The sequence below is a fragment of the Synechococcus sp. O70.1 genome (assembly GCF_047462215.1).
Classification (GTDB): Bacteria; Cyanobacteriota; Cyanobacteriia; order Thermostichales; family Thermostichaceae; genus Thermostichus.
This window is the reverse complement of sequence record NZ_JANSIT010000003.1, coordinates 118,443-134,272: the sequence shown is the minus strand read 5'-3', so window position 1 is coordinate 134,272 and position 15,830 is coordinate 118,443. Positions and strand designations below refer to the sequence as shown.

The 15,830-nt window shown below is 60.1% G+C and carries 16 protein-coding genes; 6 read left to right on the top strand and 10 right to left on the bottom strand.

From position 1 onward, the window contains the following. Window positions 1-625 precede the first annotated feature (625 nt). From argH to NW833_RS02770, 8 genes are all read right to left on the bottom strand, one after another. On the bottom strand, window positions 626-2,035 hold the full coding sequence (gene argH, locus NW833_RS02805; protein ID WP_414411476.1) for an argininosuccinate lyase: 1,410 nt from the start codon (window positions 2,033-2,035) through the stop codon (window positions 626-628). 88 nt (window positions 2,036-2,123) lie between these two features. Beyond that, a complete protein-coding gene (locus tag NW833_RS02800; RefSeq protein ID WP_414411475.1) occupies window positions 2,124-2,399 on the bottom strand; it encodes a hypothetical protein in 276 nt (91 codons plus the stop codon). A 79-nt stretch (window positions 2,400-2,478) separates the two neighbouring features. Further along, the gene (locus NW833_RS02795; RefSeq protein WP_414411474.1) at window positions 2,479-3,933 is read right to left on the bottom strand and encodes a PP2C family protein-serine/threonine phosphatase; all 1,455 of its coding nucleotides are present in this window, start codon (window positions 3,931-3,933) and stop codon (window positions 2,479-2,481) included. Between the two features lie 325 nt (window positions 3,934-4,258). Continuing rightward, complete coding sequence (locus NW833_RS02790) at window positions 4,259-5,431, bottom strand: glycosyltransferase family 4 protein (RefSeq protein ID WP_414411473.1); 1,173 nt, start codon at window positions 5,429-5,431, stop codon at window positions 4,259-4,261. Between the two features lie 237 nt (window positions 5,432-5,668). Continuing rightward, entirely contained in the window at window positions 5,669-7,198 is a 1,530-nt protein-coding gene (locus tag NW833_RS02785; RefSeq protein WP_414411472.1) for an MFS transporter, read from the bottom strand. A gap of 215 nt (window positions 7,199-7,413) precedes the next feature. Continuing rightward, on the bottom strand, window positions 7,414-7,758 hold the full coding sequence (locus tag NW833_RS02780) for an MgPME-cyclase complex family protein (protein ID WP_414393331.1): 345 nt from the start codon (window positions 7,756-7,758) through the stop codon (window positions 7,414-7,416). 126 nt (window positions 7,759-7,884) lie between these two features. Continuing rightward, a complete protein-coding gene (locus NW833_RS02775; protein WP_414411471.1) occupies window positions 7,885-8,286 on the bottom strand; it encodes a hypothetical protein in 402 nt (133 codons plus the stop codon). Between the two features lie 143 nt (window positions 8,287-8,429). Beyond that, window positions 8,430-9,548 carry a class I SAM-dependent methyltransferase gene (locus NW833_RS02770; protein ID WP_414411470.1) on the bottom strand — a complete coding sequence of 373 codons (1,119 nt, stop codon included), beginning with the start codon at window positions 9,546-9,548 and terminating at the stop codon, window positions 8,430-8,432. A 159-nt stretch (window positions 9,549-9,707) separates the two neighbouring features. Here NW833_RS02770 and NW833_RS02765 point away from each other — a divergent pair, with 159 nt between their 5' ends. The 5 genes from NW833_RS02765 (at window position 9,708) to NW833_RS02745 (ending at window position 13,513) form a co-directional block, all read left to right on the top strand. After that, window positions 9,708-10,436, top strand: a complete 729-nt coding sequence (locus tag NW833_RS02765; protein ID WP_414411469.1) for a response regulator — start codon at window positions 9,708-9,710, stop codon at window positions 10,434-10,436. Continuing rightward, on the top strand, window positions 10,429-11,121 hold the full coding sequence (locus tag NW833_RS02760) for a queuosine precursor transporter (RefSeq protein WP_414411468.1): 693 nt from the start codon (window positions 10,429-10,431) through the stop codon (window positions 11,119-11,121). Before NW833_RS02765 ends, NW833_RS02760 begins: the two co-directional genes overlap by 8 nt. A 172-nt stretch (window positions 11,122-11,293) precedes the next feature. Next, entirely contained in the window at window positions 11,294-11,476 is a 183-nt protein-coding gene (psbZ, locus tag NW833_RS02755) for a photosystem II reaction center protein PsbZ (RefSeq protein ID WP_414393323.1), read from the top strand. A 596-nt stretch (window positions 11,477-12,072) separates the two neighbouring features. Then, window positions 12,073-12,630, top strand: a complete 558-nt coding sequence (locus NW833_RS02750) for a DUF2808 domain-containing protein (RefSeq protein WP_414411467.1) — start codon at window positions 12,073-12,075, stop codon at window positions 12,628-12,630. 52 nt (window positions 12,631-12,682) lie between these two features. Further along, complete coding sequence (locus NW833_RS02745; RefSeq protein WP_414411466.1) at window positions 12,683-13,513, top strand: undecaprenyl-diphosphate phosphatase; 831 nt, start codon at window positions 12,683-12,685, stop codon at window positions 13,511-13,513. On the opposite strand, the gene NW833_RS02740 is transcribed toward NW833_RS02745, so the two are convergent. Together NW833_RS02740 and NW833_RS02735 are read right to left on the bottom strand one after the other, a co-directional pair. Then, window positions 13,510-15,087, bottom strand: a complete 1,578-nt coding sequence (locus tag NW833_RS02740; RefSeq protein ID WP_414411465.1) for an NAD(P)H-hydrate dehydratase — start codon at window positions 15,085-15,087, stop codon at window positions 13,510-13,512. The two genes, NW833_RS02745 and NW833_RS02740, sit on opposite strands and share 4 nt — an antisense overlap. Then, window positions 15,084-15,479: a VOC family protein gene (locus NW833_RS02735; protein ID WP_414393318.1), complete on the bottom strand. Its 396-nt coding sequence runs from the start codon at window positions 15,477-15,479 to the stop codon at window positions 15,084-15,086. The genes NW833_RS02740 and NW833_RS02735 overlap by 4 nt, the downstream gene beginning before the upstream one ends. A gap of 101 nt (window positions 15,480-15,580) precedes the next feature. On the opposite strand from NW833_RS02735, the gene NW833_RS02730 reads away from it, so the two are divergent. Further along, window positions 15,581-15,751 carry a hypothetical protein gene (locus tag NW833_RS02730; protein ID WP_414405389.1) on the top strand — a complete coding sequence of 57 codons (171 nt, stop codon included), beginning with the start codon at window positions 15,581-15,583 and terminating at the stop codon, window positions 15,749-15,751. Window positions 15,752-15,830: the final 79 nt, after the last annotated feature.

Genomic DNA, 15,830 nt, shown 5'->3' with positions numbered 1-15,830 from the left:
AGGTAAAGAGTGTTTACCTGAGGCTGTTTCAGGCTACCATCTTCAGAGGCTATTTCGGCATGATTCAGAGCTGTTCTCAATATTTCTTCGCCTAGGCTTCAATCTTTCGTAAAATTGCACTCAGGCGCTCGTAACCCTCCCGCCGCAGCCAGCTCAACTGCCGCCCTGCCTGCACTAAAGGTCTGGCGGATGACAGCAGCCACTAGCTCGTTGCTGGGAATGCTGGGGATGTGCAGCAGGGGGCGCAGAAAAACTCCCGCACCTGGCCCTCGGAGCAGGAATAGGGGCGGGCGCGGCGGCAGATACTGACAAAGCCGGCGATGGCGGCGCGGAAGTCGCTAAAACTTGGGGTTGCTGCTCCCGCAGCTGTTGGGGGAAAGACCCAAAGCTCTGGGTCGGTGAACTGGGTCAACAGGCGTGATGGCTGCGTAGCAAACCACTCCGTAGATAGAGCAGGCAGGGTCGGGAAGGCCAGGCGTTCCAGCTCAAGGACCTGGGCCACAAAGGTGGCGGTTTTGGCTTCTACCACTTCCCCCAGAGCAAAGGGGGGCAGGGAGGTGGCTTAGAATTGCATCCTGCCTCCAATATGGAGCTCCTCCTAGGGTGGGCTGAGCCAGAGTTTACGTTAGTCTGGTTGCTGGTGGCGGGCATGGGCTCGCTGCAGGGCCTGCCGCACTGCGGCAAAACCGGTTCCCCCGGGGCTAAGCCGCGCAGCCACAACCTGACGGGGATCGATGGCCGTAAAGATATCCTCCTCAAAGGCCGGGTGAAAGCTTTTCCAGCGCTCCAGGGGCAAGTCCTTTAACAGGATCCCTTCCGCAAGACAGGTGCGCACAATCCGCCCCACCAAGTCGTGAGCAGTGCGAAAAGGGACTCCTTTGCGCACCAGGTAGTCGGCTACATCGGTGGCATTGGAAAAGTCTGCCTGCACTGCGGCCTCCAGGCGCTGGGTTTGGAACTGGATCCCTTCTCGCAAGAGGATCCGCATCGCCTCTAGGCAGGCTTTGACAGTATCGACAGTATCAAAAAGCCCCTCCTTGTCCTCCTGCAAGTCTTTGTTGTAGGCCAGGGGCAGCCCTTTGAGGGTAACCAGCAGGGCTTGCAGATGCCCAAACACCCGCCCGGCTTTACCCCGCACCAGTTCTGCCACGTCGGGGTTTTTCTTCTGGGGCATAAGGCTAGAGCCGGTAGCACAGGTATCAGTGAGGGTGACAAAGCCAAACTCCTGCGAGGCCCAGAGGACGATCTCTTCGGAGAGGCGGCTAAGGTGAACCATGATCAAGCTGGCGGCGGCGTGGAACTCTACGAGGAAGTCGCGGTCGCTCACCGCATCCAGGCTGTTGGCACTGATGCGCTCAAACCCCAGCAGATGAGCAACAAACTGCCGGTCGATGGGTAGGGAAGTGCCGGCTAGCGCCCCAGATCCCAGGGGACAGACGTTGACCTCCTCCCGCACTCGCCCCAGCCTTTGCCAGTCCCGCCAGAACATCTCTTCGTAGGCCAAAAGGTGATGGGCTAGGCTAACGGGCTGGGCCCGCTGCAGGTGAGTGTAGCCGGGCAGGATTGTCTCCACGTGCTGGCTAGCCAACTCCAGCAAAACCCCTCGCAGCTCCCAGAGAGAATGGCGGATGACGTCAATTTGATCCCGCAGGTAAAGGCGCAAGTCGGTGGCCACTTGGTCGTTGCGGGAGCGGCCGGTGTGCAGCTTTTTCCCCACCTCCCCTACCAACGCTACCAGCCGGCGCTCGACGGCGTAGTGGACATCTTCAGCCTCTGGGTCAGGCTGAAAACTCCCCTCGGCTGCCTCTTTCTGGATCTGCTCCAGCCCTTGCCGGATTTGCTCCGCCTCTTCCCGGCTCAGGATGCCGCATGCCCCCAGCATCTGCACGTGGGCCAGGGATCCGGCCACATCGTAGGGCAAAAGGCGAATGTCAAAGCTTATGCTGGCGTTGAAGCGGGCAATTTGGGGGTGTAGGGATCCCTCGAAGCGGCTGCTCCAGGGACGGGGGGTGGAAGGTGAGGTTGGCTCAGGCATAGGAACCAGCACCCAAAGAGATGGCTGCCGTGGAAACAAAAGCCTGCCTTGCAATGGCTAGAAGACCCCTGCCAAAGCCCACCTAGCCTTAGTGGGAGCTGGTGATGCTCTTGAGCATGTAGCCCGCCACCAGCCCTATCAGAAGCGCCCAAATTTGGCCTGATTCCACAAAGTTGTTCCAACCTTTGCGGATATCGCCCAGCACATCTTGGCGGAACACCTGGGCAACGATGGCCTTTGTCTGCAAGGCGGGCGGAGCTGGCAGGTAAGAGGAAGTGAAGTTCATGCCCATACCTCCGGTAAAGCTCAAGTAAAGACGGACGAATTCCCCTAGGTAGAGAGTACTGTAAACTCTGCGCGTCACACTAGGGCAGGTGAGGTTCCGTCCCACTAGCGCAAACGGTAGCCCTACCCTTGGCCATCCAACTACAGACCTTCTGGAGCTAGGCGGCCTCAGGCTCCGGCAACACCTTCAGCACCACCAGGGTGGTATCGTCCACCGGCATAGGTCGCAGGGAAATTTCCTCCCGGAATAGGAGCTCTAGCTCCACCGCTGGCTCTGGGACAACAAAGTGGACTCCCTGGCGGCCTCGAAAAGCATCCATCTGCGCAAAGAGACTTTCCAGGATCTCCTCTGGCGACTCGTAGCAGCTGGCAGCCCGCTGGATAGCATCCATTAGACCGGCAGTCTCCAGCCGCTCCCCGCGGGTATTGGCAACCTCAATATAGCCATCGGTGTAGTAGACTACAACATCTCCTGGCTGCAGTTGCACACAGCTTTCTGAGTATTGGCTGTGCTCCTCCAAGCCAATCAGCGCCCCTTCCGTATCCAAAGGCTGAATCTCACGGGTGCGGGCCTGCCACCAGAGGGGAGGGTTGTGGGCGGCGTTGCCAAAGCACAGGCGACGGGAGCAGGGATCGTACTCCGAGTAAAACAGGCTGATAAAGCGACTGGAGTTTTTGAGATCGCTGTACATGGCCCGATTGAGATGTTGGAGAACGCGGGCCGGCGAGTGGCCGTTAAGAGCTTCTGCCCGCACCATGGCGCGGGTCATGCTCATGAGCAGCCCGGCAGGTACACCTTTGCCCATGACATCCCCAATGACAATCGCTAGGCGAGAGTCCGCGGAGGGCTCAGGCGGTTCCGCCCGGTTGCTGGCCGGCTCTGCAGAGGCAGGCCCCCTCGGGATCTTGATGAAATCGTAGTAGTCGCCCCCCACTTTGCTGGCTACGCGGCAGCGGGCTGCCAGTCGAATGCCCCGAACTTGGGGGTATTGGCGGGGCAACAGTTGGGTCTGGATGTAGGAGCCGATCTCCATTTCTTTTTCCAGGGCCATTCTGCGGCGCAAGGCTGTCCGCAGGCGCTCATTCTCGATGGCTACACCCGCTTGGTCAGCCACTAGGCGCAAAAGTTGCTGGCGAGGCTCGGTCCAGTGGTAGTTGGGCTGGCGGCTGAAGACGTACAAGCGACCCTGGACAGAGTTACGGATCAACAGCGGCGTGCCAAATAGGCGCCCATCCGGCCCCAGGCTCTGGCGCAGACGCTCGTCCAGAAGATGTTCAAGAGCTGGGATCTTCACCGCCAGGGATCCCTCTAGTTTGAGAAGAGGCTCCTGAGCAGATAGGGCTTGGGCAATCTGCTCCATCTCGGCGCGAATCTGCTCGCGGCGATCGAGATCGAAACAGTGCAGTTGATCCAGTTGAATAGTGCCGTTGGGGTTAAACAACACCAGCGCTCCCCCCTCAGCCCCAGTGAGTTGGCTGGCCACAAAAGCCGTGAACTCCAGGATCTGGTTGAGGTTATTGAAGGAGCGCAGGGCAAAAGCCAATCCTCCCAACAAGTACAGCATCGACTGCTGGTCTGCCCCCACTTCAGCTTTGTTGGCCCGACTGGGCAAGAGGGCTGGCGGCTCCTTCTCCTTGGCAGTACCAAGCCTAGAGCGAGGATCCTCCTGCCCTGAGCTGGGAGTGCTCGGGTCGGTTGTGGACGGCAGCGAGGCAGGCAGAACTTTGGGAGGAAGCAAGGAGTCCGACCAGGACAAACCTGCTCGCCCGGCGGGCGGCTGGGCCGGTAAAGCTTTTTGCGGGCTGTGCTCCTCCATGGGGAAGGTAGAGCCAATCCCTCAGCAACATAACGATGCAGTCTAGCAAAGATAGCACAGGCTCTACCCCGTCTTCTCCCCAAGGCTCTGCTTGAGTTAATGTTGTCGAGGTCATTGGCGGCTACGCCCTTCTGGGCTGACGGGATCCCTGACACACCTCTCGGTAGAGCTGTTCCAGGCGGCTGAGGTTGTGGCTGAGGGTGTAGCGCTCCAGAACCCGTTGGCGGGCTTTCATCCCCAGCAGTTGGGTAAACTCCCGCTGATCCCGCAAGAGGGGCAATAGCGTTTGCAGCTCCACCGTCACTCGGCTTGGATCCAACAGGATCCCGGCTCCGTCTGCCAGAACCTCGCCATCGGCGCCGACGTCAGTGGCCACCGCCGCTACCCCACAGGCCATTGCCTCCAACAGCGACAAAGACAGCCCCTCGATCAAGGAGGGGAGAATGAACACGTCGGATCCCCGCAAGATCTCAATGCGCTCCTGCTCGTCGGCAACATAGCCCAGCCAGTAGATCCCGTGCTGGCGAGTGTAGAAGGGCTTGAGGGTATTGAGCAGGGGTCCATCCCCCACAATGAGCAGGCCGCACTTTTCCCCCATTTGAGCCTGCTTCCAGGCTTTGAGCAGGGCCTCGACATTCTTTTCCGGCGAGATCCGCCCTTGGTAGACGAAGACCCGCTCTAGCCCTAGCCGCTGCTTGAGGGTGGAGGGCCCTGGCGAATACTTGTCAACATCGACGCCATTGGGAATGACCACCACCTGCTCGCTGCCCACCCCCAGTTTGACCAGGACCTGGCGCTGCGTTTCCGAGAAGACGATGGTGCGATCGTAGTGGGCCAAACAGGGGGCATAGAGCTGATAGGCCAAGTATTGGGTGCGGGAGGCGATGTTGCGCCGCCGTCGGTCAAAAGCTGGGTGGAAAGTGGCCACTAGGGGCTGGTTGAGCTCAGCACAGATCTCCGGCAACGCAAAATCAATGGGCGAAATGGTCAAAGAAGCATGCACCAAATCCGGCTGCAATTCCCGCAGGGCTTGCTCCAGCAGCCGCCGGGCGTTGGGAGCCGGGATCGTGTAGATCTGCGACTTGTAGAGACAGGGCAGAGAGACATCCCGCCCCTCCAGCTCGGCACGCCAGTTGCTCCCCGGACGGGATCCCCCCTCAGCGGCGACCTCTTCGTTGGTGAAGTGGAAAAAGCTCACCTGATGGCCCCGCTCCAAAAGGCCGTTGGTTACCTCGCGGCTGTAGGTGACGTTGCCACAAAAGGGTGTTTTCTTGCCTATCCAGGCAATGTGCATGGGTGGATCCCTACGCTGCTAGAACGGTTAAACCTCCCATAAGGTTAGCAGACGCGGATCCCCCCTCTGCTTGCTGCCTGGGCATGGGAAAGCTAGCAGCAGCCCGACAGCAGGACGGCGCGTAGCTATGGGGCTGCTCCTAAGCTCTGCCTTGCCCTGCCGTCAGCGGCGCGGAGGGCTTGGGGAGGCCGGCACCGCTGCTGGGAAGGAGCAACTTAGCTAGAGCTGGCGAAGAAGTCAAGCCTCTCTATTCAACAAACTCCAGAAGTACATTCCTGCCGACGCATTTAAGACTGCCAGGGCAAGAAACGTCCAGGAAAGGCCCAGATAGGTTTCCGCTACCCCTGTCAACACCAGCGGCAAGCTGAGGGCAATGTTGACGGCATTGTTGAGCAACCCAAACACCTTGCCCCGCAGATGTTCAGGCGTTTCCTCCTGGAGCAGAGTTTGCATCGGCACCGCCACCAAAGCCCCTCCACAGCCCAGCAGGGCAATCCAGGCTAAGCTGGGAAACAGCTTCCTCTCTGTCCACGACAAAGCCACCAGCGCCAGAGACAGCAGGAGGGATCCCAGCCCGCTCCAGGCCCGACGGCTTACTCCTCGGCCTATGTGCCCTACCCAAAAGGCGCCAATCCCCATGCCTAGGCCGGCAGCAGCCAGCAACACTCCAAACTGATCGGCTTCCAGCTCCGCCATCACCTCCGCCATCCGCACCGCCAAGACCGCCAGCGCCGCAAACAGCGAGTAGAGCACCACCATCTGCAGCAGGGCTGCGCGGACCAGGGGCATTTGCCCGATGTATTGCAGGCCCAGCTTGAGATCTTCCCAGAGATGGGGGGCTTCCCAGGAGCGGGAGTCTAGCTTCTCGTGAGGTTGCAACAGCAGCAGCAGGGATCCCGCCAAAAGGTAGGCTCCCCCCACCAACAGCTCTGGCCCCACCTCCCAGCCAGGCAACCAGGCGCGCACCCAACGCTCCGCCAGCGTCAACAGCGGCTCGCCAATGGCAAAGCCGACAACCAGCGAAGCCATCATCGTCGTGGTGTAAAGGGAGTTGGCCGCCAACAGCTCCCGCCTGGTCAGGATTAGCGGCAGAGTGGCCTGTTCGGCAGGGGCAAAAAACTGGGTCAAGACAGAGACGGCAAAGCTAATCAGCAGCAGCCCGCCAAAGCCCAAAGGGATCCCTGGCCAAAGGTCACGCCCCGCCGTCAGCCAGAGCAGCAGCGGCAGCAGCAGCACCAGGATGCCGCGCACCACGTTGGAGAGCACCAGCACGGCCTTCTTAGGCCAGCGATCCACGAATACCCCTGCCAAGCTGCCCAACAACACTGCCGGCAGGGTAAAGGCCAGCATAACCGCCGCTACCCAGCCGCTGATGGAAGCCCCCTCTGGCTGAAACCGCTTGGAGGTCACCCCAATCAGCAGCACCAACAACACCTTGTCGGCCAGCTGGGAAAACACCTGCCCCATCCACAGCAGCAGGAAATTGCGTTGGCCCAGCACAGCAGCGAAGTTTCCCAGGCCTGTCCCTGAGAAAGGGGGATCCGCCTGTTCTAGCTTCTCCGTTGGGCTGTTCTCTTTGGGATCCTCGGGAGGCGGCTCTGGCAAGGGATCCCCGGCTGGGCCCCCTGGCAAGCTAGAGGCAGGGCTTGTTATCGGCTCAAGGGGAGAACCCAGCTCCTCTGACTTCAGCGTCTCCATAGCCGCTGTTGACACTAAGTAGAGCTCCGCTCCCTCTTGCAGCCAGTCCCTTCGTTGTTCCCAAGTCATGGTGCCCCCGCCCAGCCTATCTCCCTCCCCCACCTTTCCTGCTGCCCGACAGCCTTGCTGCTGCTGGAGCGGGAGAGGTGCCCTAATCTTAAATTTTGACCTAGCCTGCAATCAAACCCGCCTCTCCGGCCACCTTTAGGGCAGCTTACCCCTCGCTGCCCAGCTTGTCCTTCTGGGCGCAGCAAGGTGCCAAGGCAGCAATGGGGACAAGCCTCTCAGCTTTCCGACAACGACAGGGAGCGCAAGGGATCCGGAATCGACTCACTGGGGGCCACAAAGCTGCCCTTTTCCACAAAGCCAAGGCGCACCGCCAGCCAGCGAATGAAATTCTCGTTAGTCGAGACCACTGCCCCCAGCGGCTCCTTCAACTTGTTGCGCAGGGGTTTTAACTCGGGAGCTTCCATGAAAGCTGGCTGGGGCACCCAGTGGAAATCAATGGGTCGATGCTGCTCCGCGTAATGTCGCCGACGCTCCTCCAGCACCTCCTCCAGAGGTTCAGACCGCAAAAAATCTAGACTGCCAACGATGAAGTGATAGGTAGTGGGCTCAGTGGCAGGCATACTTTCGGAGCTTTCCTACTGCGAAAAGGATAGAACCTAGCTGCCAAAGTCCAGCTTCTTAAATTCAGCCAGTCAGCGGGTGGCCTTGAGCAGATAGGGGGCCGGGTCGCGAGAGCTACAGCGGGGCTAACAGGCCTCCAACTGCTGGAGGACAGGCAACCGTGCCATCACCTCCTCAGGGGGCATAGGGTGTTCTGCTGCCTGCTTGAGGGTAGCAAGAGCCTGCGCTGCCCATTCCCGTGCCCAGGGGGGAGTTGAAGGAGTCTCCCCCTGCTCCAGCAGCTCCTGGCAGAGGGCTGTCGATCGCTCCAAGTCGCCACTGCCCTGATAGGCTATGACCAGGGCCACTCGAGCCAGAGCACATTCCTCCGAGCTTACCCTGGAGCTACTGCGCTCCCCCTGGCGCGGCGAGCTTCCTTGAATCGAGCAGCAGTAGCAGAAAGACTCAAGAAGGTTGATCGCCTCTAAGTAGCGCTCCTGCTTCAGTGCAGTGATGCCGGCACGGAGGGATCCATGCGGAGGAGACATGAGCCTAAGTAAAGAGATGAACGCTAACCACCTTCCCGTCCATGGTCTTGGTGGCCTGGCTTCGTATCAAGTTTGGTGTCTGCTACTACTATACCCCTAGGTAGACTTCTGCGAATCTCTTCTTGAGCTTTTGGCAAGGGCGCTCAACTCTTACGGGCCAAGAGGTAAGTGCTAACGTAGTGGGTTTCTCGGCGCAACACCTCACAGCCTGCCCGCTGCAGGCGCGCTCCCAGATCGTCGCGGATGTAGTCGCGGTAGTAGGGCTCGTGGAAGGTTTGCGCAAAAGCTTCCATTGTCTCCTCCAGCTCCGGCGAATCCAGCAGCTGCACCGAGTCGCAGAGGACAACCACGCCCCCTGGCTTCACCACCCGGCTGATCTCGTTGATGACGTTTTGCCGAACCGGGCCAGGCAGCTCGTGGAAAAGAAAAACGCTGACAACTGCATCGAAGAAAGCGTCAGCGTAGGGCATGGCCTCGGCGTTGGCGCGAATAAGCTGCGGCAGCTCCCCGGGCAACTCCTGCAACAGCCGGTTGGCCTTGCGCAGATAGGCAGGAGAAAGATCCAAGCCATACAGCGCCGCCTTGGGCAGGGATCCCCGCAAAAGGCGCAGCATCCGCCCTGTGCCACAGGCTACGTCGAGGATGTGGGGAGCAGATAGGTTGGGATCGAGGGCATCCTTGAGCAGGCGGATCACCCGTCGCCGCATCGCATCCGCCGTACCCCCAAACAGCAACTCCACCTGCAAGTCGTAGAGCTCAGCCGAGCGATCGCTCAGGTAGCCGTTGGTTTGGTAGTGGAAGTTCTGAAGGTAGTATTTTGGGTAGCCCTCTGTGGAGATGTCTGGAGAAAACTCTTGGTAGCGCCGGCCGTGTACCCGTCGGGCAATCTGGGGCAGTTCCAACCACACCGCTGGGTAATAGCGGGCAAAGTCCAGCCAGGGGTTGTCGAAGAGAAGCGCGTGAGGGTAGTAGCCTGCTTCCGCATCTTGCCAATCAACTTCTAGAAGTCGCTCGTAGCGAGCCCGCAACTCCTGCAAAGTAGCTGCGCTCACCTTCACCCGCTCCCGCGGTGGCAGAGGCTTGCCGGAGACAAAGCTCTGCAGCTCCCTGAGGGCAGAGAGCATCAGTTCGGCAGCTTGGGTGGAGAGAGCCTTGTGGGCAAAGCCGAAGAGGTTTTTGCCCCACTGAAAGGCACGGTAAGCAGCCTCCCCCACCGGCGATGGGATAGGCAGCGACAGCTCGGGGCTTAACTGGAAGCTCATGACCCTGCCAGTGCAAACGGGTTCTTAACGTTTGTTTACAATGCGATAGTAGATTATAGCAAGGCGGCCAGGGTGGGCCGACAACCGCTAGGCGGCAAGAGAAGCCGGCAAATTGGATCCCGGAGCACAACCTCCGCCAAGCAGGAGAGTACTCTAATGATGGGTTTCCACTTGCCTCCTGAGCTCAAGGAAGGGGCAGATCCGGCTGAACTGATGGGAAAAGCCATGACGACCAAAACGGTGTTGGTCATTGACGATAGCATCATGATCCGCAAGATGGTGGCCAGCATCCTGGCTGACCATTTCCAGGTGCTGGAGGCTAAAGACGGACCGACGGGCTTGGAGGTCGCCAAAAAGCATCACCCCGACCTGATCCTGCTGGATTTTGTCATGCCCAAGATGGATGGCTACGACACCCTCCAAGCCATCCGCCGCGAAGACAGTCTGAAAAATACCCCCGTTATCATGATGTCGGGGATGAAGGAACAAGTAACGGCCCGCATCCCTGAGCCTTTTGTCGACTTCGATTTTATCGAAAAGCCGTTTGAAGCGGAGACTCTTCTGGCTCAAATCCAAAAGGCCCTGCAGGTGACTCCTGCAGCGGCAGCGGAGCCGGGATCGGAAACCAACACCCAGTTGCTCTTGAACAAGCTCACCGCCATCGAGACGCTGCTTATCCAAGGTACGGAAAACCTGATCCAGCGGGAAGTAGTGACGCGGCTTGCCAACCTCAACCAGCGCCTAGATCGTCAGGAGTCTCACAGCGCTAACCTAGAAGAGCAAATCCGTAAGCTCACCAGCGAAGTGGAACGGCACAGCCAGGGCTTAGCCCTAATCGTCAAAGAGCTGCGGCATATCCGTAAACTGTTGGGGGGTCTTGATGGCTGAGCAAAGCTTTGAGCGCGCCTACCGACACCTGGATGCGGTGACGGCCCTGTTCGTGGCGGTGCTGCTCATCTCCAACATCGCCTCGGCCAAGATCGTGCTCTTGGGGCCCTTTACCTTCGATGGCGGCACCATTCTTTTCCCCCTCAGCTACATTTTCGGCGACATCCTCACCGAGGTCTACGGCTATGCTCGCTCGCGGCGGGTGATCTGGCTGGGGTTTTTCTCGGCAGCCCTGATGTCCGTGACCTTGATGATCGTGGGATCCCTGCCGGCAGCCCCTGATTGGCCCCACCAGGAAGCCTACGACCAGATCCTCGGCCTTACCCCCCGCATTGTGCTGGCCAGTCTAATTGCCTACTGGAGCGGCAGCTTTGCCAATGCCTATGTGCTGGCGCGCCTGAAGGTGTGGACCCGGGGACGCTGGCTGTGGACGCGCACCATCAGCTCGACCATGGTGGGCCAAGCGGTGGATACGGGCCTGTTTATTCTCATCGCCTTCTGGGGGGTGTTCCCTGGTCTTATGGGCCTCATCGTCTCCAACTACGTGTTCAAGTGTGCCGTTGAAGCAGCCTGTACTCCCCTCACCTACGCCATTACCGGCTGGCTGAAGCAGCAAGAGCAGGAGGACTACTTTGACGTGGCAACGGACTTCAACCCTTTCCGAATCCAGGTTGTATCCAAATAAAGCTGCTCCCTTGCCAGGCGGGCCAGAGGGAGGGGCCCCAGTTTTGGTATAGTCAGATCCTATCCACCCTGCTGCCGGTGCGCAGCGAGCTAGATCAGCAAGGAGCCGCCCGGTGTTGCCGGGAGCCTTTATCCAAGACAAGACTTTTGTAAGGGATCCGTAAAGAAAGATGATGCTCATTTTCCAAATCGCTCTGTTGGTGCTGGTGCTCTACAGCTTGCTGTTGGTGGTGGCGGTGCCGGTGCTCCTTAGCTCGGCCAGCGACTGGAGCCGGGCCAAGAATGTCCTTTTGGTGGGATCCCTGCTCTGGGTGCTGATGGTACTCGGGGTGGGGGTACTTAGTTTCTTGAAGTGATCCCTCCAGCGGGATCCTTCGACACCTATCCCCCAAGCTTCTGGATGTTGTAGGGCATTAGGGCGGCGAAAAAACTGCGCATTCCCGCACCCGACTGAGCTCTGGGCGCTCTCGTTAGAAGGGCTCTCCTCTGGTCCTTGATTCACTGGACAGTCAGCCACTTTGTGGCATAACCAACCTCCTGTCTTGACGTAGATGGGCTGAGCTAGTAGGCTTGCGAGTACATCTTTTCTGGTAGGCACTTTGCCTAGGCTAAAGTTGGCTCCATCTTTAGCCGGTGTGCCTTATGGGGGCTCGTAGCACCTACCTGCAGCAAGGCCTACGGCCCGCTATCGCGATCGCGGGGAAGTTACGCCTGTGGAGATCCCTCTGGCGGGGTGGTAGGGGTAAGCTCTGCCACTAGCTACGGGTCGTGGAAGCAGGGAGAAAGCGTCAACCTGGAGCAAAAGTCCGCTTTTGTCCAGCGTTGTATAAGTCTTTCAGAGCGGATCTCACCCCCTTACAATAGACAGCAACTTGATTCCATCTTCATGGCCTTGCTGCTTGCTCGGTCGGCAGCAGGGGTTGCTTGAGTCGAAGTCTTTCGGGAAGCTTGGGTGTTGAGAGCGGTGAAGTATTCCCAGAGTCTTTGCTGGCCCCGGCTGGGGGCAAGGCTGGTTTTGGCAGGCCTAGTGGGATCCCTGCTGTTCCTCCCTTCGGCAAGGGCGCAGTCGGGCTTTGTCATCACTGGCAGCGAGGGGGTGCCTGTCCTCAGCTATCGGCTGGATTTTCGCGGCATTCGCGGCCGGCTGGATCGCTATCGCCTGAAGATCCCACCCCAAAATGTGGCAGTGGCAGAGGTGCAGATCAAGGCGGATAGCAATTTCGATGCCGTCATCGACCCGAAGAATGTGCGCCTAGAGGCGGAGGGCAAGCCGGTGGAGCTGGCGGAAGTGTACTGGAACGAGGAGTTTCGCTCTTTGGAGGTGGTAGCCCGTCAACCCATTGCCGCCGGCCAGGAGATCCGCTTGGTGCTCTCCAATGTGCGCAATCCCTCCGCTGCTGGCATCTACCGGGTAGAGGCGCGGGTGCGGGGGACAGAGCCCAACCCCCTCTTCCGCAAGGTGGGCAACTGGCTGATTACCATCGACGATCCCGAGCGGCTCACGTTCTAAGGGGAACTCTCCTCCAGACGGCAGCCTGGTCTATCGAGAGAGACGGTCTTTGGTGCTGGCCGACATCTGGTATCCCAATTGGTGGCAGGCCCTGATCTTGGGCATGGTGCAAGGGATCACCGAATTCCTGCCCATCAGCAGCACAGCCCACCTGCGGGTGTTTCCAGCTTTGCTGGGCTGGCCAGATGCGGGAGCTTCGTTTGCGGCGGTGATCCAGTTGGGCAGTCTGGGAGCAGTGTTGATCTACTTTGCCTCTGACCTGCGCCAGTTGCTCCTTGGCTCCTGGAGGGCTTGGCAAGAGCGAGACTTCCAGCAGGAGTCTTGGCGGCTGCTCATGGGGATCCTGGTGGGAACGTTGCCGATTGGGGTGGCCGGATGGGCCGTCAAGGCCATTTGGGGATCCCCGCCCCGCCAGTTGTGGGTGATCGCTGCTGCCGCTATTGGCTTGGCCCTGGCTTTGGGCTGGGCAGAACGGGTGGGGAAACGCCGGCGAGGTCTAGACAGCTTGGGCATTTGGGATGGAATCTGGGTGGGGCTGGCCCAGGCCTTGGCTTTGATCCCAGGGGTATCCCGATCCGGCGTGACGCTGACGGCGGCTCTGCTGCTCGATTTGCAGCGCTCGGCTGCCGCCCGCTACTCCTTCTTGCTGGGAATCCCCGCTCTCTTTTTGGCCGGGGTGGAAGAGTTTGTCTCCGAGTTCAGAACAGAGGCGCTGCTAGCGCAGGGGCTGGGGGCGCTCTCGGCCTTTGTCTTCTCCTACTGGTCCATCGATTGGCTCATTCGATTTTTGCAGCGCAGCAGCACCTGGCTGTTTATTGTCTATCGGATTAGTTTTGGCCTGTTCATTTTCTTGGGGCTGGCGCTGGGGTTCTTGCAACCTTAGACCGACTTCTGTCCCCGCAGAATCTGCAGCGCTTTGGGCAGGTGCTCCGCTAGGTGGACTGGATCCACCCCCGTCGGACCCCGCTCCCCCACCAGCTGGATAGCTGCCTGGGCATGCCACCACACCCCGGCACAGGCGCAACTCAGTAGCTCTGAGATCCCCATCGCCTGACCCAGTTGGGCCCTTCTGCGCGCCACTAGTCCACCGATTAAGCCAGTTAAAACATCGCCGCTGCCGCCGCGAGCCAAGGCCGGTGTGCTCTCCGGGTTTACCCAGCATTCCCCCGTGGGAGAGGCGATGATCGTCCGTGCCCCCTTCAAGACCACCACTGCCCCACTCTGGGCTGCTGCCTTTTGGGCTGCCTCGAGGCGATCCTCAAGCGAGATCCCAGGAAAAAGCCGGCGAAATTCCCCCAGGTGCGGGGTGAGGATAGCTTGGATCCCGTTTTCTGGCAGGCGCTCCACCCCCATCTCCGCTAAGGCATTGAGGCCATCGGCGTCGATCACCCAGGGGATCCCGGCCCAATCCCGCAGCAAGATCTCCAAAAGCAGCTGGCGGGTTTCCCCAAGGCCTGGCCCCACCGCCACCGCCTGGAAGGGCTTCTCAGCCACTGGGGGCAAAGAAGGGATCCCTTCCCAGGGGTGCACCAACACCTCCGGCAAAGCGCTGTGGATCAGCTCCTTCAACTCCGCCGGCGCCACTAGGGTTACCATGCCCACGCCGCTGGCGCGGGATCCCAGGCCGGCCAACACTGCCGCCCCGGCATAGGCCGTCGAGCCTGCTACCAGCAGCAGGGATCCCTGGCGGTACTTGTGGGTGTCCAAGGGCGGGTCGGGGGGGAAATGGGGCCAGGGTTGCAGCAACAACTGGGGAACCGCCTCCGCCGGGCAGGCCCAAGGGGGGATCCCAAAATCAATGCGACGCAGCTGTCCTACCCAAGGCAGAGCCGCCTCCTGCCACAGGCCCCGCTTCCAGAGGCCCAGGGCATAGGTGTAGCTGGCGCGGATACAGCAGCCCCAGATCTTGCCTGTCTGGTCGTTGAGGCCAGAGGGCAGGTCCAGGCTGAGGATGGGAATGCCGCTGCCGTTGGCCCACTCCACTGCCTTCGCCCAGGGATCCCCCAGGGGTCGGTTTAGGCCAATGCCAAACAGGGCGTCAATCAGTAGATCGCAGTCGGCCAACTCCTCCAGCCGATCCACAAACTCCGCCCCCAGCGTCCTGAGATAGCGAGCGTGGTCGGCAGTCAGGGGCTTGAGATCATCCGGCTTGCCCAGCCAAACCTTCACCTCCTTTTGGGCCAGCCGCAGCTCTCGTCCAACCACCAAGCCGTCGCCGCCGTTGTGCCCTGTGCCGCAGAGGATGCCGATGCGCTGCGCATGGGGGAAATCCTGCCGCAACTGGGCAAAAACGGCCAGGCCCACCTTTTCCATGAGAGCGGCCACAGGCATGCCGGCAGCGAAGATCTGCTCCTCGAGGCAGCGCATTTGGGCCGAGCTGACCAGGGCGGTGGAGGGGTCAAAGAGGGGCAGGGCGCCGCGCCGCTGGGGCGAATGGGGCTCTGTCATCGCAGTCATGGCTGAGGGGGACTTAGGGAGCTTAGCTCGATCACGTTCCCGTCGGGATCCCGAACAAACAGCGCCGCTCGCCCGGAAGCGCTTGGCTGCACCTCGTAGCCTGCCTGCAGCAGGCGGGCCTTTACCGCTTCCAGGTCTTCCACGCCCAGCGCCACATGGGGAAGGCGCCCCCACTTCGCCTTGCTGCCCCCACTGGCTGGCTGCCCTTGGTCAAGCGGCTCCTCAGTAACAATCAAGTGAATCTGAGAGGAGCCCACCTGGTACCAAGCGCCGGGAAAGTCAAAGGGAAACCGCTCTGCTTTGGGGAGCCCGAGCACCGTCCCGTAGAAATGCTCAGCCCTAGCCAGATCGCTAACCCAAAGGGCAGTATGTAAGTGCTGATAGGCAGGCATGACGCTAGGTCTAATGAAGTTCTTCTCTGAGGGTCTGTTCCGCCTGTGCGCTAAGTTGGAGCTAGCGCAACGAGTGTTTGGCCTTGCCCAGGGGTTGGTCTATGGGATCCCGCACCAAGTTTTTCGGCACTGTCCTGGCCATGCTGGCCGTCAACAGCATCTATATGCAGTTGCAGCAGCTTGCCCTGCGGCTAGAAGAAAAAGTGAAGCCAGCTCCCTCAGAGCAAGCCTCTCCAGAGCCTCAGAGCAACGCGCAGCCGCCGGATCGCTGAGAGCCTCTGGCCCAAGTTTTCCGGAGGGTGCAACTGGCCAGGGCCGGCTTTGTCGGGATCCCCTAGAAGCCGGGTGGTG